The following is a 25,494-nucleotide window of genomic DNA, read 5'->3' as shown; positions in this document are numbered from 1 at the left end:
CGGGCCGGACCGGCCAAGGGCCGTTCGTCGTGGCCCAGCATCGAAATGCACATCCACCAGGCACGTCTTTGCAGGCGGAGCCGCACATATGTGAGGAGCAACAAGGTGACTACACCCACCTCAGTGACACTCGAAGGAATGCGGGGAGCGCTGGCCGCCTTCCGGGAGGCGGACAGCCAGGCGCGTTCCCAGCTGTCCGCTATGAGGGAGCAGAGGTCGGCGCTCGCGAGCCACTGGGACGGTCTAGCGGCCACAAGTTACGGCCATGCGCTGGACGCATGGCTGGCGGATTTCGAGAGGGTGGTGTCCGCCTTGGACAGGATGATGAACACCCTGGAGCAGAACACCGGCGTCTACAACACGACCCACGAAGCAACCCAGCAGGCCGTCACCGCCTTGAAGGGGAAGTTGCACGCCCCGCTTCCCTCCATCTAGTCGGCCCGCCCACCCCGCAGGAGCACACATGACGTACAGAATCAACTTCCCTCAGGTCGAGCACGTCACCGAGGAGATGCGCACCATCTCCCGCAACATCACCAACCTGCTGGAGGCGCTGGACGACAGCGCCCGAAGCAACCTCGCCGAGTGGACCAGCCAGGCCCAGGAGGCCTACACGCAAAGCAAGCGCCAGTGGGACGCGGCGGCGGCCGACATGGTCCAGCAGTCCATCGCGGCCGGGACCACGCTGGAACAGATCCGCTCCACCTACGGGCAGGCCGAGGTCACCAACTCCGGCATGTGGAGCAGTTGACGTGGCGAAGGGGCTGGATGGTATCGGGAGTCCTGACGTTACGTCCGATTCTTCCGGTTCCGGTAGCTCGACTCCCGGCATCAAGGACTGGGATCCCGGACAGGTCACACTGCCGCCGGGCCGCACGGTGGAGGCGCAGGTGCCGACACCTCCCGCGGTTCCAGGAACCAGTCGGGGAATGGGTTCGACCTCGGTGGACACCCCCTCTCTCGACGTGGTCGCCCGGAACATCGAGAGCCTGAAGGCACCGGTGAAGGACGCGATGGACCGGCTGCGTCAGGTCAGGGTTGCGCCCGGCTCGTTCTACGACGCCGACCAGCTCAGGACCAAGACCGTAGGCGCCAACGCAGACGGCGGTCTGAAGGACCAAATGGTCAAAGCGCTTTCGGACCTCTACAACGGCCTGACCGACGTGAGCGACGCCATGCGGACCATGAGCAAGAACTACTCGACGACTGAGGAGGCCAACGGCATCAAGGCCGCTGACCTGGGAAAGTCCATCGAGAGGGCGCAGGCGGACTTCGGCGCCATGCTCAAGGACACCGGCGGCGCACCCGCCGCCCCGGGTGGGGGTGGCGGTTCGGCGCCTTCCATCGGGGGTTCGGGGCCTTCCACCGGCGGTTCGGCGCCTTCCACCAGCGCTACCTGAGCCGAAGCACGGCTCGTCGGCCGAGCCAGGCCCGGTGTGCGGCACACCGGGCCACCTCGGCCCTGCCGTCAAACTCCCGCCTGACTCGGGAGTTTGACGGCAGGGCCCGGTCCGCCGGGGTCCCCGGCGGACCTCTGCGGTGTCGTAGCGGAAGCCCTCCAAGGCGTCCGCTTCACTTTCCGGACACGGGCTGATCAGCCTTCGGTTCACGTGGTCGGACCAGTTTCATCCGGGAACCGAAGGCTGACTGGGAGCACGGAGCCGATGGCGGAGAACAAGAACGGATTCGACAAGGGAGATGACGGCGCGCTCTACGCCGCCCCCTCGCAGGCGAGTTCCGTCAACGACTACGACACCTGGGACTGGAAACAGATCGAGGCGGCCATCAGCGGCGGCGCCGCCATGGCCGACTCCTCCGACCACGGTCGTGCCAACGGCATCTCCGATCCGGCCACGCTGGTGGAGGCCGGCAACACCTTCTACCGGGTGCAGTTGGTGCTGGAGATGGTGTCGAAAAGCCTGGATGAGCAGTCCGCCGCGCTCGCCGGAGAGAATGGGCCATGGCGGGGTGCGGCCGCGGAGTCGTTCCTGGCAGCCATGGGGACCTTCTCCCACCAGGTGTCCGCCGTCGCCGGGGTGCTCTCCGGCGGTTCCTCCCACCTCAACTCGGTGCCGAACCAGCTGGTGCGGAACGGCAACCAGCTGGCCGAGGCCCGGGCGAAGATCGCGGCCATCGACGCCTGGTACGCACAACAGGCCCAGAACCAGGGCGTCAAGGCGATGTCCAACGGGCTGATTCCGGTGAGCAAGAACCAGACCATCGTCGACATGATGAGCCGGGACATGCGGGAGGTGCTCAAGAGCCTGGCGAGGCAGTACCAGTTCACCGTTGACGCGGTGCGCCCTCCGTCGAACGTGACCCCTCCCGTCAAGGGCCCCAACTCGCCCGCGTCCCCTGCCAACGCCCCCCAGCCGTTCCGCATGCCGCCGGTCGCGCCGGGCGGAATGCCGTCCGGCGCCGGATCGGGGCTGCCGTCGGCCTCGCCGTCGGAAGCCCCTCCCGTGCAGCCCTTCTCGGCACCTGGCGTCGATCCGTCGGCCCCGGGGCTGCCCACGGATGCCTCGGCCCCTGCCGGCGGGGGTATGCCCCTCGGGTTCCCGGGCGCTCCGCAGGTGGGTCCGGGCGGTGCGGGGATGCCCGCGCTGGATGGCGGTCCGGGTGTTGCGGGGATGCCCATGCCGGGCGTTGCGGGGATGCCCGCGCTGGACGGTCCTGGCGCCGGTACGGCCGTGCCTGCGGGCGCTCCGGGTATCGACGCTGCGCCACCCGGGCTGTCCGCGATGGATGCCGCACCCGGCACGGGGGCGGACGCGCCCGTTCTCCCGTTCCCGGGCGCCCCGTTGGTGGGTTCGGGCCTTCCCGGGATGACCGCACCGGGCGGCAACCGTGCGGGCAAGGACGCGGCGGCGGCCTCCTTCCCGGGTGTTCCGGGGGTGGATTCCGGGGCTCCGGGGATCGGTGCCCTGGACGGCTCGCCGGCCGGCGGCGCGGGTGCGCCCGCCGGGTTCCCGGGGGTCCCAGGGGTCGGGGTGGACGCTCCGGGAATCGGTGCGCTCGACGGCGGGCAGGCCGGGCAGGTGGGAACGCCCGCCGGGTTCCCGGGGATCCCAGGGGTCGGGGCGGACGCTCCGGGGATCGGTGCGCTCGACGGCGGGCAGGCCGGGCAGTTGGGAACGCCGGTGGGCTTCCCGGGGAGCACGGGCGTCGGGTCCGGCGTTCCCGGGACCGGGGGCTCGGCGCCGTGGCTGAACTCCGCCCCCGCTCCGCTGCCGGTCGCGGGTGGGCACGGCGCCGGTGCCGCCCCGGGAGTGGCCCCCTTCGGAGGCTCCACGCATGTGGCCGGACCGGACGCCGTCGGGCTGCCCGGTCACGGTGGCGGCCTGACCAAGACCGGGGGCCTCGACGGCTCCGCCTTCGGAAACCCTGGCCACGTCACCGGGTCCGGTATCGGCGGGGTGGGGGCGGGAGCCGGTGGCGCCCACAGCGTGCACCCAACCGCCCCCCACGTCCCCTCGTTCGGACCGGGCGAAGGTGCGGTGTCGGGTGGTGGGGCCATGGGCGGCGGTACACCGGCCATGGGCCCGCAGATGCCGATGATGCCGGGCATGGGGATGGCGCCTCCCCACGGCAGGGCCGACGGCGAACGCTCCGACGCCTCCGGGCTGTTGACCCCCAGCGGGGCCCCTTGGGCCGACGAGTCGGGCGCCGACCACGACGAGGAGATCGGTTCGCCCGACGGCGCCCCGTCGGGCGCGCAGGCCGTCGGCGGGCAGCCCGAAGCCACCGGCACCACGCACTCCGCCGAGGAGTCGGTGACGGCGCCGGCTGCCACGGCGGGCGCCGCGCCCCTGCTCACGGGCGCCCCAGCGATGGCCACCGGGGGTGACAGGTCCGAGGCCGCAGGCCTGCTGGAGGGAGCCACGGCTCCCTGGACCGCGGAGGGTTCGGCCGAAGAGCCGCTGTTGCGGCCGGAGGCCGGTGAGAGCGTGACAGCCGCCGAACCGGACCGGGTGGCGGAGCCCATCGCGGAAGGCGCCACCGTCGCGGCCACGGGAGCGCCGGAGCCCGCCGCGGTCGACGCGGACGCGGAGCAACCGGCCCAGGAGAGCGCGGTGTCCGCCGCCGCGACCGCGGCCGTCACCACTGCGGCAACGGCCGCGGCAGCCGGAGTTGCGGCAACCGGAGTCGCGGCGACCGGAGTCGCGGCAGCCGCGACCGCGACCGCGACCGCGGCCCCTGCGACGCCCGGTCCCGCCGCGACCGCACCCGCCGCGCAAGCGACCGCCAGGGTGTCCTCCGCAGCTGAAGCGACCGCTGAAGCCACCACCGCCCACCCCCCGAGGGCCGCCCAGGCCGCGCGTACCGCTGCCGCGTCCACCCCGGGTACGGCCTCCGCGGCCGGGACCGCCGCCGTGACGGCCACGAGCACCCCCGCTCCGCCGGCGTCGACCGCAGCGGAGCCCGCACCTCGTCAGCCCGCGACATCCGGCAACCCGCCCCTGCCCAGGCAGGCTGGTACGGCGGGCGCCTCGACATCCGGTCCGGCAGCACACGGCGAGGCGGACGAGCGAGGCGACAGGCGCACGCCCGGCGTGGGCAGGCCCGACCGGGTGCCCCTGCCCCCTTCGTCCGTCTCGACCGAGGACGTCTCGACCGAGGACGTCGTGGCCTGGGGAGCCACGGCTTCCACCGCCCTCGCGCCGTTGCTGTCGCGGTCGCTCGGCCGCCGCGGCCGGGGCGAACGGGCGGACGGCCAGGCTCCTTCCACCGCATCCTCCGACGGGAACCCGCCCGGGACCGATGCGCGGAGCGCCGAGGCCGCCGAGACCGACGCCGCCGCCGGTAGCGGGCTGCCCAGCTGGCGCCGGTCCCGGGTCACCGGCGGGGATCGCGGCGGGGCCGCCGAGCCCCCTCAACTCCGCTCGGGCTACTGGCTCGGCGACGAGGAAGAGGACGAGGAGGAGGACCCCGCAGAGAAGGCGCCCGGTTCGGCCGAGTCGCCCTCCGCGGACGGCGACGACCCGGAGTCCGGAAGGATCGCGGAGCTGCTCGCCAGGAGTGCGATGCCGTGGGGCACCAAGGACGGTGACATCCCCGGCATCATCGACTGATCTCAAGCCCGGCCACTGGGTACGCCAGGGCAGAGCGGTATGTACGGACGGCCACAGACGTGCCGTCCCCGGGCTCCGGCCACAGCTTGATCGGCTTGGCTCGACCCGCACAGCAACCTCACAGGCCCGCGCCCACCGCCCGCGGTGGGCGCGGTAGTCGGTGGCAACGGGAGAGGGGTCGGCGTGGCGAGCCCGTACGACGAGCGGATCGAAGAGCTCTTGGAGGAGTACCGCAGGCAGCGGCAGGAGGCCGGTGAACTCCAGCAGCGGCTCCGTGAGATCTCCGCGACCGGGACGGCGCCCCGGCAGACCGTCAAGGTCACAGTGGGGGCGCAGGGCGAGCTGACCGGTGTGGAGTTCCCCACCGGTGCCTACCGCAGGATGGCTCCCGCCGAGCTGACCGAGGCGATCCTCGGTGCCGCCCGGTCGGCCAGGGAAGCGGCGCTGGCTCAGGCAGGGGAGCTGATGGCCTCCCATCTCCCGGCGGAGATACCGGCGGTCGATTTCCTCCAGGGCACCGCCGACTTGACGGCGATGTTGCCGGAGCAGCCGTCGATGCCGGAGGCGGTACGCGCCTACGTCGAGCAGGGCCGGACACCGGAGTGACCGGAGCGAGCTCCCGTCGGCCGGGACCGCACCGTACGGCGCCGAGCGGTTCGGCGTACTGCTCCGGGCACACCACTCAACCCACCGAATGACGAAGCGGCACGGAGGAACTGATGGACAATGAGCTTTCGGTGGACCCCGACGGCCTCGATGGGGCCGTCCCCCACATCCGAGAGATCGCCGGCCGGGCGGAGAGCGTCCTCAAGAACCTGGAAGGGGAGCTCAAGGGCGTCGGCAAAGGGTGGGACGACCCCATGGGGCGTGCCTTCATGGAGGGGTATCAGGGCCCTGCCGAGACCGTGCAGCGCGGCCTTGCGGACATCTCGCACGTGGTGACCAGTACCGCCGATGGGGTGCACACCATGAGCAAGAGCTTCGCGAACGCGGAGTACGACAACCTGGACGCGATCCGCTCCCACGGTGTGCCCCGGGAGACCGGTCACTCAGGGGAGACCGCTCACCCGAGCGTGCGTTCCACACCGTCGCGCGGCCGCGGCTGACGGGCATTCCATGGGCATCCAGATCCCCCCGGAAATCGCCTGGGCCGTTTCGTGGGCGGCCGGTGGGGACTGGCCCAAGCCGGACGAGGACCACGTCAGAGCGATCGGCGCCGTATGGAAGGGCGCCTCCCAGGAGCTCGACCGCGTCGCCGCCGAAGTCGATCCGGTGACGGCCCGTGTGCTCGGCAGCGTGAAGGGCGCCGCCGCGACGGCGTTCAGCTCGTTCACCTCGCGCCTTCGCCAGACCATCCCCTCGATGGCCGGTGCCGCCGACGACATCGGCACCATGAGCGTCAACACGGCCCTACAGGTCGAGTACGCCAAATACATGATCCTCGCGCAGAGCGCATGGCTGGCCGCCGAGATCGTCGCCCTGGCCAGTTCCTTCTACGGCTCGGCGCTGATTCCGGCGGAGATCACCGCCGTCCGAATCAACGTCCAACTCATCCTGCGGCGGGCCTTCAACGCGGTGGTCAGCGCGGCGGTCACCCAGGCGGCGATGGACGCCGCGGTGCAGGGCATCCAGTTCCTCAAGGGCGACCGCACCGAGTGGGACGCGAAGGGCACCGCCCTCGGCGCGGCGATGGGCGCCATGGGCGGCGCCATCGGGATGCCGATCTCCCTCGCCGGAAACGCGCTCGCCCCCAAGTTCGCCAACACCATCGTCGGTCACGCCGTGACCGGTGCGGTGTCCGGTGTGGCGGTGGGCGCGGCGGCCAACGCGGCGTTCGACGCGGGTCAGGACCTCGGCATGGCCGCCGGCGCCGGTGCGATCGGCGGCGCGGCCGGATGGCGCCACCGACCGGGCGGGACCTCCCCTGCCGGCGTCGAGAATGTTGAAGGAGTGCCCGAGGCACCCAAGCTCTCCCAGGACGTCACCGGTGAGGTCGGGACCTCGGGACACACGGCGGACGGTGCGTCGACCGGACACCCCTCGGACGAGCCCGTGACGACCGGGGCGGCGCCGCAGGCAGACGCCGCATCGACGACCGGGACGGCATCGGCCGGCGGAACCGAGTCCCCTCAGGGCGAACGGCAGTCGGCCGAGGCGCCGTCCACCGCGTCGCAGCCGACGCGGGCCGAGCCGGGAGGCGAGGCGCCGGTGTCGGGGAACGCGCAGGCCCCGGACGCCGCCGGTACCCACGCCCCGGAGACGGAGCGCGCACAGACCACGCAGACCACGCAGGACGCGCGAGCGGCCACTTCGACGGCCCCTCCGGCCACCGCTCCGCTGACCCTCGACAGTGGAGCCGGCGCCACCGGACGCACCACGCCGACCGCGTCCGCGGACACGCCGGCCCGGAGCGCGATGACGACCGGGGAAGGTCACGGCAACAGCGGGTCGCAGCAGCGCGACGAGACCACGACGGCCACCGCGACGCGGCCTGGAACACGCACCGCGACCAGCCCGGAGACCGCCTCGCAGACCACCGCTGGCTCTGGAGGCATCGAAACGGAGCGGGGGGCCGCGAGCACCGCCCCGGCCACCGCGACCCGGGCGTCCGGCCCGGCGACGGACCAGCCGGAGCAGCACGCCGCCGCGACCGCGCCGGCTGCCTCGGCCGTTCCGACGATGTCCCCGGGACATGCGGAGACCCCCGCCACCGTCGGCTCCCACGCGGTCGCTCCCGGCACGCCGGAGCACCAGGGCCCGACGACCGCCCCGACGACCGCCCCGGCCACCTCCACCGCGTCGACGTCGTCGGCGACGGCGGAGGCGTCCACGGTGGGGGCGGCATCCTCGTCCACGGCGGCCTCCCACTCCGTCCCGAGCAGCGTGCCGGAGCACGCGACGGGCCTGCCGGGGATGGACCCTGCCGCCAAGCCGGCGGAGCAGCCCGCTTCCCCGCACCTCGCGGACACCGTCGTCGCGTCGGGCACGCAGGCGGTTGAGCACGGCCCGTCCCTGGCGCCTGAACCCTCGTCAGCCACCCATGTCGAGCACGGCCCGTCCCCGGCGCCTGAACCCCCGTCGGCCGCCCATGTCGAGCATGGCTCGTCCCCAGCGCCTGAACCCCCGTCAACCACCCATGTCGAGCACGGCCCGTCCCCAGCGCCCGAACCCCCGTCAACCACCCGTACCGACCCGGTCACCGTGCTGCCCGCCGCACACCAGTTGGGCAAGGCTGCCGGGGAACCTTCGCACCCCGGACTGCCCGGTCTGGAAGCCAAGGGCATGTCGACGCAGGCAGCGCAGCCCGAGCGGGTACCGACACAAGCGGTGCGTGCGGTGGCCGAACCCCCGGTGGGCGAGACACCGGTGCGCCTCAGCTCGGCGGGGACGGATGCGGCCAGGTCGCTTCCCACGGTGGCCGCCCACGACCCGGCAGCACACAGCCCCCTCCGCACCGCCGGTGGCCCGCCTCGAACCGGGGAGCCCGCCACCGCCTCGCACGGGCCCACCACCAACGCGGCATCAGAGCCACGGACGACCACGTCCGCCGCTTCGCCCCCGCAGCCCATGCACCCCCAGTCCGCGGCCGAGCCCGCGGGGCACGCCGTGCCGCGGCCCGTGTCCGGCGAGCCCGGCACGGAGGGTTCCGCCGCGCATGCGCACACCACGGCGGACTCCAACGGGCAGTCGGTGCACGGCGATCCGCCGCAGGGCCCGCACCACGACGACCGCCGGGATCCGCCGGACGGCGGCGGTGACCCGCTCGCCCCGCACCCTCGGTCGGACGACGCCACCGCGGCGCACCCGTCGCCCTCCCCCGTCCCCGAGTACATACCGGCACCGGACCACGCCCAGGCATCACCGGAGCAGCAGCGTCACTGGGAACAGGCGCAGCGGGAGCTGCACGGGGCCTACGACGGGCACCTCACCGAGGCGGCCAGGGTGGCGGGCGAGCAGGCCGAGGTACGGGAACGCCTCGACGTGGCGTTCACGCAGTGGTCGCCACGACTGCCGGAGCACAGCCCGGAGGAGTTCGCCTTCGCTGTCCGGCGCCGCGCCGAGGAGGTGGTGAAGGCCGAGCTGGCGGCCGAGCCGGAGTCCCGTGAGCGGATCCTCGGTGACCTGCACGGACGGCTGGAGCTGGCCGCCGTCCGGGAGGCAGCCGTGCGCGTCGGCATGGAACGCTTCGAGCGGACCGTCGACGTCGCCTCCGGACAACTCGCGGCCCCCGCAGAGGAGTTCGGACCGCAGCCGGTGGCCCTGTCCCGCGAGATGGTCGACCGGGCGCGCGAGCATCTGTCCGGTGTGTTCCGGGACAGGGTGGAGAAGGCGGTCGCCGAGGTGTACCGGACCCCCGATGACGTGGGGGAGGCCCTTCCGGAGCGGACCGTGCGGGGCGAGCGGGCACTGGACGGGCTCACCGCCGCCCTCCCCAGGGACCTGGACCTGCGGGTCGGGTTCGAGACGGCGTTGGACAGCGCCGACCGTGCGGTCGAGCACACCGCCGGGACCTGGCGCAGCGGTCTCGACGCCGCCGGCGAGAGGCGGCTGGAGCAGACGGGTGTGGCGGCGGACGCCGGGGTGTCACAGGAGAGCCTGCGACTGTTGCGGGCGACGCTGCGGGAGCACGTCGAGTCGGACTTCACGGCGGTGTTCTCCTCGGTCGACTCGGCGGACGACTTCCATGGCTCCCCGCAGGGCGCCGTGGCGGACTTCAACGGCCGCTTCGAGCAGCGCACGCAGGAGCTTCCGCGCCAGTTCGCCGTCCAGGCGTCCCGGGAAGCCGCCATCCGCACGGTGCTGGACACCGTTCATGAGGCGGCCGGGGTCTGGCACGAGCAGGGCCTGCCCCGGTTCGACAAGGCCACGACCGAGACGTTCGGTCTTTCCGGCCCGGTGCCGGAGCACCTCGCCGACCGGGTCGCCGCCGAGATGGCGCGCGGGATCGACGGGCGACTGCTGCGTACCCGCGACGCCGAGATGGACACGTGGGGCACGACGTTCGGACAACTCACCGCATCCGACCGCATCCACGACCTGATCGCCCTCCACTCCGCCCGCGAGCACGGCTTCCGCGCCGCGGAGGGGCAGGCTCACGAGCGCGTCGCCGCCTGGCGTGAGGGCCACATCCTCTCCGACGACGCCGCGGAACGGGTCCGCGAGGGACACTCCGAGCGGGTACGCGAAGCCTTCGACGAACTGTTCCCCACGCCTGACGCGCTCCGAGGCGACGGAGTGGCGCAACGGCTCCAGCGGTGGCACGAGACCCGCCAAGCCCTCGACGAGGACCTTGCGGTCCACTTGGCCTTCGAGTCCGAGGTCATGCCCGCGCTGGAAGGCGCGGCCCGCGGTTTCGACGCCCTCGCCGCCGACAAGGGACCCCTTCCCTTCGCGGAGCTCTCCGACCTCAAGGAACGCTACGGTGCGGAGTGGTTCACCGCGTACCGCGAGCACTGGGGCCCGGAACGCCTCGACGCCGACAAGTGGCTCGCCCACGAGGCCGCGCACGAGAACACCTTCAGGGTGGCGGACGGTGACGAACCCGCCGAACACGGGAGCGCGCAGAGCCCTTCGCCGCTCGATGTCGGGCGTCCCCTCATCGGCGGCCACCCGGAGCACACGGGCGACGCCCAACGGCCCGGCCACGAGGCGTTCGACCAGCCGGGCGGCGTCGATCGGGTCGCGGGCGACACGGTGCCCGCGCACTCCCTCGACCGCTGGTCCACTTCGCGCGCGTTTGAACAACCCGGCGCCGGGGAGCTGAGCACCGTCGACGGCAAGCCGGTCGGCGACCGTGTCCCCGACCCTCACCACCAACCGCTGACCGCGGAAGAACACGCCACGCACCAGCCCCAACCCGGCCCGCCGGAGCAGCCGGCCGCCCTTGCTCCCGTCGCGCCAGGTGGCAGAGTGGCTGATTTCGCCGCGCCTGACACCTGGATGCACCGCAGCGACGACGCGCCTTCCGCGCTACTGCGCAGTGAACGGTTCGACCCGGCCGGCAACCCTCTGGACCCGAGCCGCTTCCCCGGCACCCTTTCCGGTGCCCAAACCCTCATCCGCGCCGAGGTCCGCCGTATCCAGGCCGACAACGGCACCTGGGTCCGCGACCACACCGTCGCCCTTCCCGTCCGCCTGGACCACACCGTCACCCCACACGACCTCACCACGCTCAACACCCGGCTTCAGGAATCCCTCGACGCACACCTCAACACCGGCTACGCGCTTCCCCGCTCCGGCGACCAACTCCACGTCACCCTCGACCTGGTCCACGACGACCACCACCCCGAGCACGTCGTCCTCTCCCGCACCCCCACCCCCACCGGCATCGACCAACGCCACTGGTACCTCCCCCAAGACGGGAACGACACCGCCCCCCTACCGAAATTCATCCACGAAGTCCTCCACTACCTCGGTCTGCCGGACGAATACCTCAAGGAGAATTTCCTCTTCCGCCTCGACGAGGGACGTCCGGCCGTACATTCCGATGACGCCCTCATGGTGCAGGCGGACCGCTTCACACCACTGCCCGAGCGCTACCTCACCATCATCGAAAACACCGTCGACACAAACATCGTCCTTCACGACCACCCCCTCACGCCCCGAGTCGAGAACGACCCGGTCCAGCGCGACCACGACCCTGCTGCCGACCCGATCACCGATCGCTGGCCCACGTCACGATCGCCCGGTCCCGAGGAGAACACGGGGGTCGACTCCGGTACGCCGGAATCCGCGGGGATCGGTATCCGAAAAGATCCGTTCGGCGGGTGGCGGCTTGACGACGGGACGCCCCTGACTGTCGATGATCGCTCTGGGTTGACGTCGTTCGTGGAGAAGGGACTCCGGGCGGATGCGCCGACGGGGGAGCGGCTCAAGGCGCGGATACTCCTTCAGCGATTGGAGCAACTGAGCCTCGGCAGGCACCCCACCGACCCCATTCTTGAGCGGATCAGCCAGGAGCAGCGGACCGTGCTCGGCGAGGTTCACCAGGAGGTTCGCCAATACTACGAGCGTGCCTTGGCTTCGGCTTCGCCGGTGTCCGACGGTGTACTGGTGCCCAAGAAGCTGCACTTCGTGTGGTTCGGCAAGCCGATGAGTCCACATGGCTTGGCCAACGTGCTGCGGTGGGCGGACCACATAACTCGGACCAACGAGAAGTTGCCTCCGGGGAAACAGTGGGAGCTGAACCTGTGGACCGACCCCAAGCACAACGCCAAGGGGTCGAGTAAGGCCTGGCAGACGGATATAGAAAGGCTGGGCAAGGCCGGCGTCGCGGTGCATACCGACACGGCTGAGAAGGTGGCGGGGGCGGCGCGCAGTGTGCAGGAGAGATACCGGCAGCTCGACCCCGATGGCAGCCAAGGACTGACCGGGCTGCCTGACCTGGGGCAGATCTACCGAGCCGGTTTGAAGCAGGGAGCGTTCAACCTGGGTTCCGATATTGCTCGGTACGCAGTGCTCGCTGAGCAGGGAGGGGTGTATGCGGATGTGGACCTCGGCCCCGGCCAGGTGTCGTGGGAGACCATGCCGGACATCCGGTTGCGGCCGGATGAGGTGCCGCTGCTCAGCCCGGGGTTGCGTGATCTGAGCTCCCTCCTGAAGGAGTTGCGAGATCTGGGCCTGCGAGCCCAGTCGGGTTCGACTGATTCAGGCGGACCTATCACTCCGGAAGATCTGCTGGTCGCAGCGAAGAGCCGCTACGAGAAGGGTCACCTGGGCAATCACTTCATTGTCGCACCGCCTAATTCCGACTTCATCAATTTGCTCAATGAGAAGATTCCCCAGAAGTTCCAGGAAATCAGCGCGAGTTCATCGAAGAGCGGCCCTGACCTGACGCGGGAAGCAGCGGCCATCTCCGGTCCGGGCCTTATCCATTTTGTCCGCCAGAATCAGAGCGGTTCGGCGCTGGGCGAGTACGTGGAGGACGTGCTCGGTCTGTGGAGGGCAGGGGCCGCCGCGGACTGGCAGACGCCGCCCGGACTTCGCAGTCGAGATCTGGTCGCTCTGTTCGATCCGCAACTACTTGCGACCTGGACTGGATTGGAATGGGTCACACAGGAGAGCGCCCATCAACTTGATCCAATGCAGCAGACAGTCCCCGCCGACGCTCCGATGTCAGCAACATCGGGCGCGCTCCCGACCGCTGATGTCGGCACTGTGCCGACCGATATCCGCGGCGCCGGGGACAGCGAGATCATCGACAGGTGGCGGGCTGAGTCGTCGCTGCCGCGGGTTCGGCGCTCCGACACTCTGCGGCGCGTCGATACGGCCGTCGACGAGTGGGCGAACGGCGGCCGGCGGCTGCGTGGTGATCACGAAACCAACCAGCGGCAGCTGGGGGCCATCCTCGATGCCCTGGAAGCGTGGAAGTCGAGCAAGAACGGGCCCAGCAACCGTGCCGAGGCGGTCGGCCGCCTCACCGCACACGTCCAGTCCGAGTTGCACGATCTCCAGCAGCGCATCGCCGAGCAGGCACCGGCGGAGGAGCCGTCCGGCCAGGAGCGCGGCGGCACCGACGTCCGTCCGCACGCCGCCCCGGATCCCGACGCCGGGTCACTGCCCCACGAGGCCGATCGCTGGCCGACCTCTCGTGCGCCGGAGGGCAGCCCTTCGGGGGAGTCCGTCCACGCGACCGCTGAGATCGCCTTCCGGGAGGGTTCGACGCGGCTGCCCAACGGCAGAGACCAACTGGCCAAGATCGAGGACTTCTCGGCTTCGGTCGCCGCCGAAGCGGTGCGGCGGGTCACCCACGACGAGAAGCCGCTCCGGGTCTACGTTGAAGGAGGCGGAAACGGCAGCAAATGGGGGTCGTTGCGCGGAACGTCGAGCGAAGCCGACTCCGGGTTGAAGCGTGCTCGGGTGGTGTGGGACGTGCTGCGCAGCCAATTGAACGAAGGGATCTCCCGGCTGTGGGGCGGAGATCCGGACATCCTGACCGGCACTTCCCTGCTCCAGGCTCCCCGGTCCCGGGGCCAGGGCGAGTCCGCCGCCCCGTTCCCCGAGACGCCCGCGGAGTCGCTGACCCCCGCGGAGGCTCGTGCGGCCCGTCGTACGGTCCGGATCTGGGCGGCGGCCGACGGGCCCGCACGCGTACTGCGGTTGCTGGCGCACGACCGGACTCAACTCGACGTCGACCGGCGCGAGGCGCTCGTCGACTACGTCGACGAGTCCGCGAGGCGTGGCCAAGATGCCAGAGTCCGACTCCTGCTGCGCCGATTGGAGCTTCAGAACCTTCACGTACTGCGCGGTGAGCTCGACTCGCGCTACATGGAGCGGATTGCCGAGATCGCTCCGTCCGTCGGTGCGCCCGCCCCGGTGCCCAAGGACGTTCACTTCTTCTGGATTGGAGAGGAGCCCAGGCCGGCGGCGTTGAACAACCTTGAGGCGTGGGCACGATCGGCCGAGGGCACATGGCAACAGCACCTGTGGACCGACGCGACCTACGCCGAGTGGAGCGGCGAGGTGCGTGCCCGTCTTGAGCAGATCGTCACCGTCCACCAAGATTCGCCTGATGCCCTGCGCCTGGAGGACCGGCCCGAGGTGCTGAAGGTCTACGAGACAGCTGTGGCGAACGGGGCTTACAACCTGGCCTCCGACATCGCGCGCTACGCGATCCTTGAGCAGATCGGCGGGGTCTACGCCGACGTGGACCTGCATCCGGGAACCGTGGATCTGTCCTCGATGGCAGACATCACCATGCGTTCGGAGGATCTTCCCCTGCTCGCCCCGCGCGTGCGGGACATGGTCAGCGTCGCCGACGCGCTGGCCGCGGCAGGGGCGGACGTTCCCGCCGACCGGATGGAGCAAGTCGATCTGGCGGCGCGGCTTCGGTGGGAGGCGGGAGTCCTCGGCAACCACCTCATCGTCGCGCAACCGGGATCGGAGTTCATCACCTCGCTCTTGGACGCGATTCCCAAGAACTTCGCCGCCCTGCGGGAGCACATGGCCGTGTCCTTCGCGGATGCGTCGCAGCTCCCCGAGGTGCTCAAGGACCTGGCACCGCAGATCAGTGGCCCCGGCATGATCGAGGACCGGATCCCCGGTGTCGAAGGCTTCCCTCCGCTGCAACGGTTCGCCATGAAGGCGGGTGCGGAGGGTGTTGCCGCGTTCGACGGCTCCTCCTATCCGACGTTCCAGCGGAACGAGGCCATAGCGCTGTTCTCCCCCCGCGCGCTGGAGGCTTTTCAGGGAATCCGCTGGGTCACTGCGGAGAGCGAGCGCCAGCTGGACGGGCCGGCGGTCGAGCAGTCGGCGGCAGGACCTTCGGTCGGTATGGCGCCACGTCGTGTTCCCGAAGGCTCGTCCGACGCTCCGGCGCCGTCTCGTCCGGCCCGCCAGGTGCCCCTTCCCGCCGCCGTATCGACCTGGGGGGAGCGTCGGAACGAGGTGCCGGAGGGGTATGTCGGGCGTCTCCGTGTCGAGAGGTTCGACCCGGCCGTCGACGTCATGAGTCGCCATCGTGCTCCGGGCACGCTGGCCGGCTCGCAGACCCTGATGCGTGCCGAGGTCTCCCGTATCCAGGCCGAGAACCGCACATGGGTGCGCGACCACGTCGTGACGCTCCCCGTCCGCCTGGCCGGCAGTGGTTTGTCCGAGCACGGTCTGGCCGGCCTTCAGGCAGGCATCCAAGGGGCGCTGGACGAGCACATCAACGCGGTTGGCTACGCGCTGCCGCGTTCCGGTGACCAGTTCCATGTCGAGCTGCGGCTGGTCCATGACGACGATCACCCCGAGCATGTGATCGTGAGCCGGTCCGACAACCCTGGCCGTTCCGACCAGCGGCACTGGAACCTCGGGCCGCCCACCGAGGACCACAGGTACCTGCCGGTGGTGTTCCACGAGGTCTTCCACTACCTGGGCCTGCCCGACGAGTACCGGGACCCGGAGTTCCTCTTCCGCCGGAACGCGGACAGCGCGGCCGTCCACACGGATGGCCTCATGGCCGGCACCGCGCGCCTGGCGCCGCTACCAGAGCGCTATCTGGCCGCCATCGAGGACACCGTCGACGCCAGCGTTGTTCTGCACGGCTACGGACTGCGGGATATGGCCGCCGACCGTGACCGGCCGGGGGCCGGGGCCTCCTCTCAGCACGACGGATGGCTGAGCGCCGTGGACTGGGAGAGCGAACGGTGGGACACCGCACCTTCGCCGCGGCCGGACGGAGATGACGCCACCAAATCGGCAGTTCCGGTGACGGCTCAGGGTCCGGCCGCCGGACCGTCGACCGGCGAGACCCCTGCGCTCCCCACATCGGTGCCGGTTCCGTTCGCCGAGGGGTCGAAGACGGTGGAGGGTGCCGGGAAGCAGGCGATCGACGAACTGGCCCCCGTGTTGGCCGAGCAGGGGCTGGAGAGTTGGCGCAGTGGCCGTGCGCTGCCTGAGGTGGATGTCGTCGGCTACGGCAACGGCAAGAGGCGGGGCGGCGGGTCCGAGGGCGAGTCGCAGGCGCTGCGTACCGGCGCTCAGCGGGCTCAGGCCACTGCGGAGGCGTTGCGAGCGGCACTGCCGGAGAGTCTGCTGGCCATGCAGCCGGATGACGGCCCACGGCTGCTTGCCCGGCGGTTCACGATGGTGGAACAGTCGGCCGGTTCGCAGTTGGCGCAGGAAGACAGCGCGGGGCAGGCAAGGACTCTGCGGCGGCGCGCGGTGATTTCGGTCGATTACGACCCTCGTCAGGCGGTCCTTGCCGACGCCGGTGAGCCTCCGGAGTCGGTGCCGCGTGCGGTGCATCTCGTATGGCTGGGCGCCGAGTTGACGCCGGCGGCGAGGGCGAATGTCGAGGGGTGGATGGGCAGGACGCCAGATGCCGGCTGGCAGTTGAACATGTGGGCCGATTCGGGATCTCGGCATGCCAACGGAGAGTTTTTCCAACAGATTCAAGAGGGTGGTGCCCGAATACGGGACGTGGATAAAGCGCTGTTCACCGCTGAGGATGGGCATTCCGGCGAAAGGTCGATCCCCGGGGGCGACAACGCGCTCGCGCTGTTCGAACTCGCGGTCCGACGCGGGGCTCACGCCATGGCTTCGGACATCGCTCGTTATGCGCTGCTGTACCGGGAAGGAGGTGTCTATCTGGACGTGGATCTGGCCCCGGGAGACGTTCAGTTGCCAGCCGAGGATTTGGTCATGTCTTCCGACAGCGTTCCCTTCTTCCCGCCGGCGATCCGTGACTTGAGGCACTTCAACTGGCTTTTGGATCAGATCGACCGCGAGCGGCAGGAGGAGGGCTTCCCGATTGTGCAACGGCATGGTGGGGAGGGCCTGCGGGAGGTCATTGAGAGGCAGTACTCTCTCGGCGACATCGGCAACAATCTCATCGTTGCTCCCCCGGCTTCGTCGTTCCTCAGGCAGGTGCTGACGCATCTGCCTGAGGGCAGTGAGTCAGGTCCCCTTTCGAGCATGAACCTGAAAGAGCACGCCGCGAGCGTCACCGGGCCATGGCTGATCAAGAGCCAGATCGAAGTGGTACTGCGGGAATCGGGCCAATGGCCGGGAAACGCAAAGTGGAGCGAGGCCTTCGCCTCCGGTCGTCTGCGGTTCGACAAGGGCCAGCGCGCCCTGTGGGACGGCCTGGGATGGCTCACCGAGGAGAGTGAGCGCCAGGAGACCCACCAGCAGGACGAGCCGGCGGTCGAGCAGCCGGCGGCAGGACCTTCGGTCGGCACGGCGCCACTTCAGGGTCTCGAAGGCCCGTCCGGCGTCCTGCCGCGGGCGGCCTCCCCTCACCACGACGGACAGCCGAGCGCCGTGGACGCGCCGCGGACGCACGACCCCGCACCGTCCGCCGTACCGCACCGCGGCTGGAACCACGCGCCCCGCTTCGTGGTCCAATCCGCCTTCGACGTCCGTTCGTTCCGCGTCGGCGACACACCGGTCACCGACCTGACCGTGCGCATCGCCTTCCGCGACGCCGCCACGCACGACACCGACGCGGTCTGGCAACTGGTGAAGCCGGGGGTCGAGGAGTTCTTCAACCGCCCCGTCCACCACCTGCCGGACAGCAGCCGCCTGCATGTGACGGTGGAACGCGTGACGGCCGACCAGGATCCGCATCTGACGGTCGACATAGTGGGGAACGACCGGTTCATGGACCAACGGAACTGGTGGCCGGACGCCAAGCCGATCGCCTACGCCCACGAGCTGGCGCACCAACTCGGTCTTCGCGACGAGTACCAGGAGGGCGGCGCATCAGGCCGCGCACAGATCACCGGCAGCCTGATGGGCAACTTCTGGGGGGCCGCCCCCGACGGTCTCCCGCAGGGCGGACTGCGCGGCCGTCACCTCCAGTTGCTCGGCGCGCTGGTCGGGGACACCCGCGATCACCGGGTCGAGTCCCACTCCGCCTCCGGACCGGTCACGGAGACGCCGACCAGTACACCGGGCGGAGCATCCTCGAACGGTGACGCCCCTACGGGAGCCGGGCACCTGCAAGACGGCGGCAGCGCACTGCTGTCGGAGGACCCCCGGTGGCATACCGCCCGTTCGGCTGCGTCCCCCACGCTCCGTCAACACACCTGGGTGGACCCGGTCACCGATCCGGTCCAGCGCCCTGCCTCCTCCCCCGGGAGTGTGCCGCACGACCCCAAGTTGCTCCCGCCGGATTCCCCGGTGCGGGCCGCTGATGACAGAGAGATCATCGACAGTTGGCGGACCGAGTCGGCGATGCCGAGGGCGCGGCGCTCCGACGCTCTGCGGGGCATTGACAGGGCCGTCGACGAGTGGGCGAACGGCGGCCGGCGGCTGCGTGGTGATCACGAAACCAACCAGCGGCAGTTGGGGGCCATCCTCGACGCCGTGGAAGCGTGGAAGTCGGGCAAGCACGACCCCAGCGACCGTAGCGAGGCGGTCGACCGCCTCACCGCACACGTCCAGTCCGAGTGGGACGATCTGCACCAGCAAATCGCCGAGCGGGCGCACCAGGCACAGCTTCTCGGCCGGTATGCCCGTATCCATCCTGGTGTGAGCGAATTCGCGGGCCGGCGCTTGCCGCAACTGGTCGACCCGGCGAACAACACCACGCACAACATCTTCACCGGCGACCGCACCGCCCACGGTGCTTTGTCGGACGATGCGCTCGTTGCCGCCGATGAGTTCTCGCGCCGGCAGCTGGCGGCCAAGCGGGATACGGCGGCGGCCGGTGGGGTGACCGTCGACGCGGGTGTGTCCGCCGATCGTGTCCGGGAGCTGATGGGCAGCGCTCGCAACGAGCTGACCGGCTCCACGCTCTACCCGGAACTCCACTCCTATCTCGACCGTGCCGACCAGGCCGAGGCGCTCGACACCGGCTCCCACCTCGGGAACCTGACGCCGGTGGTCGAGGACGTCCACGGCACGCGGGTCACCGTTCACGGGGACCCCACGGACAGCCTCCGCGACGCTCGGATCGACCACTTCCGCAAGGCCGTGAGCACGGTGCAGGAGGCCGGCTTCCACGTTCCCGACGTGGAACTGCACCTGCCCAAGTACGGCCGGCTTCTGGAAGTCCACGACGACCGTGTCGTCGAGCAGACCGGGGACCGGCTGCCGCGTGCCGAGTACCTCGCACCCCACGCGGTGATCGCCTCGCCCGACGTCGTCGGCAATCCGCTGACCAACAAGCTCGCCGACGATCGGTACCGCTACCTCTCGACCGAGCTCGACCCCTCCGGCGTCGGCACGATGGTGCACGAGCTGGGCCACTTCTTGCACTACGCCAACGCCCGTGCCCAGTACCACGATCTGGCCTTCACGCAGTTCGCCGGCCGCAGCGAGCAGGACGGCGATGCCGTACCCCATCGGGCTCTCGCCCTTGGCGTGAGCGCCTACGCCGCCGGCAACCCCCGCGAGTTCGTAGCGGAGGTCTTCACCGGGCTGGTGTACGGGAAGCCGTTCCCGCCCGAGGTCATGCGGATGTACCACGGGCTCGGGGGCCCCAGCCCGACTCCGAACAGGGCACCGTCCGTCGCGCCGCCCGGCCCCGCGCCCGGCTCCGCGGACGGCCCGGCGATCGCCCCCCGCGCGCCGCGGCCCCCTGCTGTGCCGGGCTCTTCCCGGCACAGCAGTGCAGCCGAGCACAGCGATGGGCCGGAGTCCGCGTTAGAGAGGCCGGAGTCCGCGTCAGGGGATGCCGAAGAGGCCGACTCGTACGGCAGGGCCCCCGCAACCGAGTCCGACGGCGAGTCGAAGCACACGGCCGACAGTGCCCCCGGTCCGGTCGCGCCGCGGTCGTCGGAGCGCCGCCATCCCTGGTACGTGGACCACGGTGCCCACGGTGAGATCGACGTCGCCGGTGCGGCCACGTGGCATCCGGAGCGGGTGGACACCGAGGCCGCCGCCGTCGCCGGGGCACTCACCGGTCTGCCCGGTTCCCCGGCACACCAGCAGGAACTGCGGGCCGGCATCGAGCGGGAGTTGCGCGAGCTGTTCGCCGCCGACAGCGGTGAACAGTGGAGCGAGCGGCTGCGCGAGGGGCACGTGGCCGAGGTCGCCGGTCAGACGGTGTGGCTGCGGCCGGTGTTGCGTGAGGTGACCCCGGTCGATGGATCGCCGCGTCCTGACGGCGCCGTGGAGCACCACGTCCACTTCGGCTCCACCACGGTGCGGAGCACTGCCGAGCGGGAGACGCGGAGCGCGCTGAACTCCGCGTTGACCAGCGCGTTCACGGTGGCCGCCGCGGGGTTGTCGACAGTGGCGGCCCCGGTCCCGCAGCTGTCGGTGGGCGGCAACGCCAAACGCAGCCACACCCACGGGTTCGAGGTGGTCTCCGGGCGGAAGCCGATGACCACCGGCTCCTCGGACTTCACCGCTCAGCTGCACGTCGAGGTGTCGGTGGACGGCGCGGTCGCCCCCCACGACACCGTCACCCCGCGTGGCCTGACCGTGCGCTTCCCCGAGGTGTTCTCCTCGGCCCGGGAGCCCCGGCCCGACGACGTCGCCCACCCGATGCGCCCGGTCTCCCCGGACGCGCCACACCTGACCCGGGCACCGCTGACCCTTCAGGCCATGGACGTGGGCCCGGTGGTGGCCGGCCTCGTCCGCGAGCTGCGCCGGGCGGGCATCCCGGCGGACACGGTCGCCGTCCTGATGCCCAAGCTCATCAAGGAGCTGGCCAACGAGGGCACCGTTCGCACCCGCAGCCGTTTCTGGACGACCACCGGCGACTCCTCGCGTCGGTTCGACGAGAACACCTCCGTGATGAGGCGTTTCACCGGCCGCTTCACCGCGAACACGGTCTGGGAGCGTGCGCAGTACGTCGGTACCACGGCGGTGCGGATCCAAGAAGATCTGGGGCAGGGCAGCAACGACAAGTACGGCCGGGCAACGACCGGCGAGGGCCGTATCGGCGGTGGCGTCGACGTGCTCGGCATGAGGACGACGGGCAACGGTCATCTGGGCAACCTGTCCGTGGGCGCGCAGGCTGAGTCCTCCCGCAGTGTCTCTCTTGCGGCCGACGGCAGCCGGTCGGGACACACGGTGCTGACCCGTCACGAGGACCACGCGCGCTACCACGTCCAGGCCCGGGTGGAGGTGGTCACGCAGTCCGAAACCCACCGGGACGTGCGTCCGGTGCGCGCGACCGTGGCGACCGAGGTCATGGTGCCGCTGAGGGCGGCTGCCGAGTTCGAGCGGCGGATGTTCGGCGAGGTGGTGACCGAGGCGCTGCGGCCCGGGGAACCCGGTACGCACCCTGTCGCCGCCGTTCCCGATGCGGGGACGGTGAACTCCCGCGAGCTCTCGGATCGACTGTCCCGTCCCCCCTACCGCGAGGGCGAACCATTTCAGCAGGAACGTCCGCAACGGCTCGACGCGCCCCGCCCGCAGCGCGTGGAGGCGATCGCGCCCCCGCAGCTGGCCTCCGGTCGAGGCCAGGGGTTCGGCACGCTCATCGGCCTGCCCGGGTCGGAGCGGGTATACGGCGAACTGCGTCGGCAACTCGACTCGATGATGGCGGAGTTGCGTCGCCGGCCCTCGCCGGCCGACCGGTCGGGACTGGAGACGCTCCTTGCCACGTACTACGGCCGTCCCGCGCTGGAAGGCGACCTCGGGGTGGTGCTCGCCGGACTGGATCGGCGGCTGACGATCGGCGGGGAGAGCTTCGACGTGTCCGCCAGACTCCATCTGCTCGACCGGTTGGAGGGCACCGAGCCGTATGTGATGACGGTGGACGGGAAGGCGATCAGCCGCGCGGGGATGCAGGCGCAACGCTCGCACGGAATCGCCCTGTCCGCCACGGCCAACGGCAGCGCCCAGCTGAAGGTGTCGGATCAATTCAAGGTACGGGTGGGCAAGTTCCAGGTCGGCGGCAGCTGGAACAGAGCGACGGGCAGCACACTGTCCGCCGAGTCCAGGACCCACCGCCGCACCCAGACCACCGGCCTCGTTCACGAACTCGTCTACGACGCGGTGTGGGAGGTCGGCGTCCACCACCCGAAGGCCGACGCCCACTGGTGGATCGAGGACCAGGGCAATATGGCAGCGGTCTTCGTCGTCCCGGACGAGCACACCGCCGCCCGCGCCGCCGACCTGTCGCCCTCTCCCGACCTGGTCCGGGCCGGTGAGGGCTATGGCGCCGTGCGCACGCTGACCGGCTGGCCCGACACCGCCCACATCCCCTTCGAGCACCACTCGGGCGCGGTGTACCCGGTGTTCCTGCACACCGACGAGCTGCTGCATGCCGCCATGGAGCAGTACCGGCGGGTCAACGGCGTCCTGCCGGGTCTGCTCCGCGAACGCTGGGAGTTCCCGCTCGAACTGCGCCGCAGCATGAACAGCTCCGCGTTGCGCACCGAGTTCGACGCACTGACCTCACCGGACGGCTGGCATGTGCAACTGGACGCGTACAAGAACCGGAAGCAGGCACTGCGGCTGCGCCTGCGGGCGTACGACCCCGTCCACCACGGTCGACCCGACGTCTCGATCGAGCGGGCCGTGCAGGGCAGGGACCGCACCACGGACAGCTCTCGTTCCGGGTACGGGTGGCAACTGACCGGGCAGCTCGGCGTGCAGGTGCGCCATGCCACCCACGAGGTGTCGGCGAGCCTGACCGCGAGCGGGTCGGCGTCGAGGCAACACCATCACGAGGCACAGCGCGGCGGCGCCGGCGCCACCCGGGCCACCTACGCGGGGCCGGTGCACACCTACCGCTCGGACGTCGTGGTGGAGGTCACCGCGATCCGGTGGACGGGCGGTACCACCGAGTCCGAGACCACCTACCTCCACATCACCCGGGGAATGGACAGTCTGGTACCGCACCGGCTCGTCAGCGACCTGGGTCTGGCCGTGCCCGAGCACGTCCAGGAGCGTATTGACGGGGACGACCGGACCCCCGCCCCCCGGCGCGGTCCCCACCGCCTGTTGGACGACGGTGTCACCGAGGTGCCCCTACGCCGTTACCGGGAGCCCGCGTTGGGTGTGCTGACCGGGCACGTCGAGCAGCTGCGTGCCGCCCGGGTCCTCACCCACATCGAACAGGTGCTGCGGGAGCGCGGGCTGCTGCCCCGCGACGCCGTGCCGCGCCCCAATCTGCGGATGCAGGCACTGCGACATCGCTTCTCCGAGGAGGCTCTGGCCACCAACCTCCCGGCGCTGCTGGGCAATGGTGTCCACGCCTGGATGCCGATCACGGGCGCCTTCGGCCGGACTCACTTCGTCTCGATCCGGGTCACGGCGCAGGCGTTCGAGGCGGTCGAGCACTGGACGCGCCCCGAGACGACCCTCCTGCTGGGCGGCGAGAGGTCCGCCGCGCTGAGCGAGAAGCGGGTCGTCGCAACCGACTGGAAGGTCGCGGGGGAGGCCGAGGGACGCGGGAGCCTCGGCTCGGTCAAGTTCAGCGGCGGCGGCGAGGCGGGGTGGGTGAGCAAGTCCTCGGACACCCGGGGGACCAGCAAGGACACCAAGGACGTCTTCCGGGTCAAAACCCGTGAAGGCTCACAGGAGTTCACTCATCCCTTGCGCTACCGGGTCGAGATCGACGTGGCCGCCCAGGGACCCCACGTGGTGCACTGGATGGGTACGCGGGTCAGAGACGGCGTACTGACGCTGGGCAGCCTGTCCTCCCGGTACCTCGGCACCGGAAATGATGTGGCCGCCTTCTGGTACGGCCACCAGGTGGGCTCGTGGAGCAGTGACAGTGCGGCCGAGGGCAAGGTGATCGACGGCAGCCTGCGGACCCTGGTGCCCGACCACCTCACCTCGGGGCAGCCGCGGGCCCATGCCGACCCGGAAGCCCCACTGATCGACCGCCAGCACACTCTCGGCAAGGGTGTCCACTGGCACACCGGCACCAGGCCGGTGCCCGGCCCGGTGGAGACCGAACTCGCGGCGCACCTCCTCCCGAAGGCAGTCCCGGCCGGCGAAGCGGTGGCCCGGTGGGCCGCGTTGACCACTCTGCCGCCGTGGCAGCGGCTCAGGGACCTGGGGCACCTGGGCGCCTGGCAGGTGCCGGGCCTGGGGCTGGACAGCAAGTACGGCATGCGGCTGCGGTTGTCCGCGACCGACGCAGTCCTGCGCGCCCACTCCGGCGAACTGCTGGGGCACACCTATCAGCTGCCGCTGCGCGATGGCGGCTCGGTCACGGTCGGCCTGCGGGTGGTGTGGGCGCAGCAGGTGGCCGAGGCACAGTTCAAGGACCGTTCCTACGCCGAGGCGGAGGACACGCCGCTCTCGGTGCGCAACCGCGCCCGGGGGTGGGACGTGGCCGGCCGCTCCGCCGCGGGTGGCCCGGGGGCCGACGGGACCGAGCTGCGCGGCACGGGTGGGCTGTCCTACGGCAGGGTGCACGGCGCCGGCGAGGAGTACGAGGCGGGGCAGGACTACGAGAACAAGCTCGCCACCCCCCGCGAGCTGCGCTACTACGCCTTCGATGTGGAGGCGTTCCTCATCGGACCGTACGGGACGCTGGCGATGGAGATCCCGGGGGGCTTGTACGGGATGCTTCCGACCGGGGTCGCGGAGGGCCTGCACGCCGCGCATCCGGACGTCTTCCACGGCCCGGTCCCCACCGCCGAGGCCAAGGGCAAGGCTCCCGAGGCCGAAGCCCTGGACGACCTCATGGCTGGTTGGGAGCCGCCGGCCGCCGGGAGCAGCACCGCGCCCGTCCGCCACCTCGCCGACAGACTGCGGGACGCCGGCCTGGCCGAGGGCAGGTCGCCCATCCGGCTCCGGGCCGGGGACACCTCACACGCCGTTGACCTGGCCCTGGAGGCGGCCCAGAGCCTTGGCAGGCCGATCGACCTCATCCTGGACACCGGCATCGAGGAACGCATCGTGCCCGGTGGGACGGACCGTTCGGGGGCAGCGACGCCGACCGGTTCCGTGGGGCTGCCTTCCGGCACTGCGCAGGACACGGATCCGGCCCGGTCCGAGGCCGCGCCCGCGGCGGTGGTCACCGAGGTCTCGGCGCCGGAAACCGACCCTCCGGCCCTTGGCGCATAATCGACCCCGC

7 protein-coding genes are annotated in these 25,494 nt (G+C 71.0%); all 7 read left to right on the top strand.

What is annotated here, in order from left to right; all coding sequences use genetic code 11:
* The first annotated feature begins 123 nt into the window (after positions 1–123).
* Positions 124–435: a WXG100 family type VII secretion target gene (locus AB0C96_RS29155; protein ID WP_362921359.1), complete on the top strand. Its 312-nt coding sequence runs from the start codon at positions 124–126 to the stop codon at positions 433–435.
* Positions 436–463: 28 nt separating this feature from the next.
* Positions 464–751 carry a WXG100 family type VII secretion target gene (locus tag AB0C96_RS29150; RefSeq protein ID WP_362921358.1) on the top strand — a complete coding sequence of 96 codons (288 nt, stop codon included), beginning with the start codon at positions 464–466 and terminating at the stop codon, positions 749–751.
* 1 nt (position 752) lies between these two features.
* Positions 753–1,400, top strand: a complete 648-nt coding sequence (locus AB0C96_RS29145) for a hypothetical protein (protein ID WP_362921356.1) — start codon at positions 753–755, stop codon at positions 1,398–1,400.
* Positions 1,401–1,664: 264 nt separating this feature from the next.
* Complete coding sequence (locus tag AB0C96_RS29140; RefSeq protein WP_362921354.1) at positions 1,665–5,072, top strand: hypothetical protein; 3,408 nt, start codon at positions 1,665–1,667, stop codon at positions 5,070–5,072.
* Between the two features lie 183 nt (positions 5,073–5,255).
* Positions 5,256–5,678: a YbaB/EbfC family nucleoid-associated protein gene (locus tag AB0C96_RS29135; RefSeq protein WP_362921353.1), complete on the top strand. Its 423-nt coding sequence runs from the start codon at positions 5,256–5,258 to the stop codon at positions 5,676–5,678.
* 113 nt (positions 5,679–5,791) lie between these two features.
* A complete protein-coding gene (locus AB0C96_RS29130) occupies positions 5,792–6,178 on the top strand; it encodes a WXG100 family type VII secretion target (RefSeq protein WP_362921352.1) in 387 nt (128 codons plus the stop codon).
* Positions 6,179–6,188: 10 nt separating this feature from the next.
* Positions 6,189–25,484, top strand: a complete 19,296-nt coding sequence (locus AB0C96_RS29125; RefSeq protein ID WP_362921351.1) for a glycosyltransferase — start codon at positions 6,189–6,191, stop codon at positions 25,482–25,484.
* The last annotated feature ends 10 nt before the right edge of the window (positions 25,485–25,494 follow it).

It is taken from the genome of Streptomyces sp. NPDC048506, assembly GCF_040651315.1.
GTDB lineage: Bacteria > Actinomycetota > Actinomycetes > Streptomycetales > Streptomycetaceae > Streptomyces.
The sequence above is the reverse complement of the archived record's forward strand: the minus strand, read 5'-3'. Positions and strand labels throughout refer to the sequence as shown.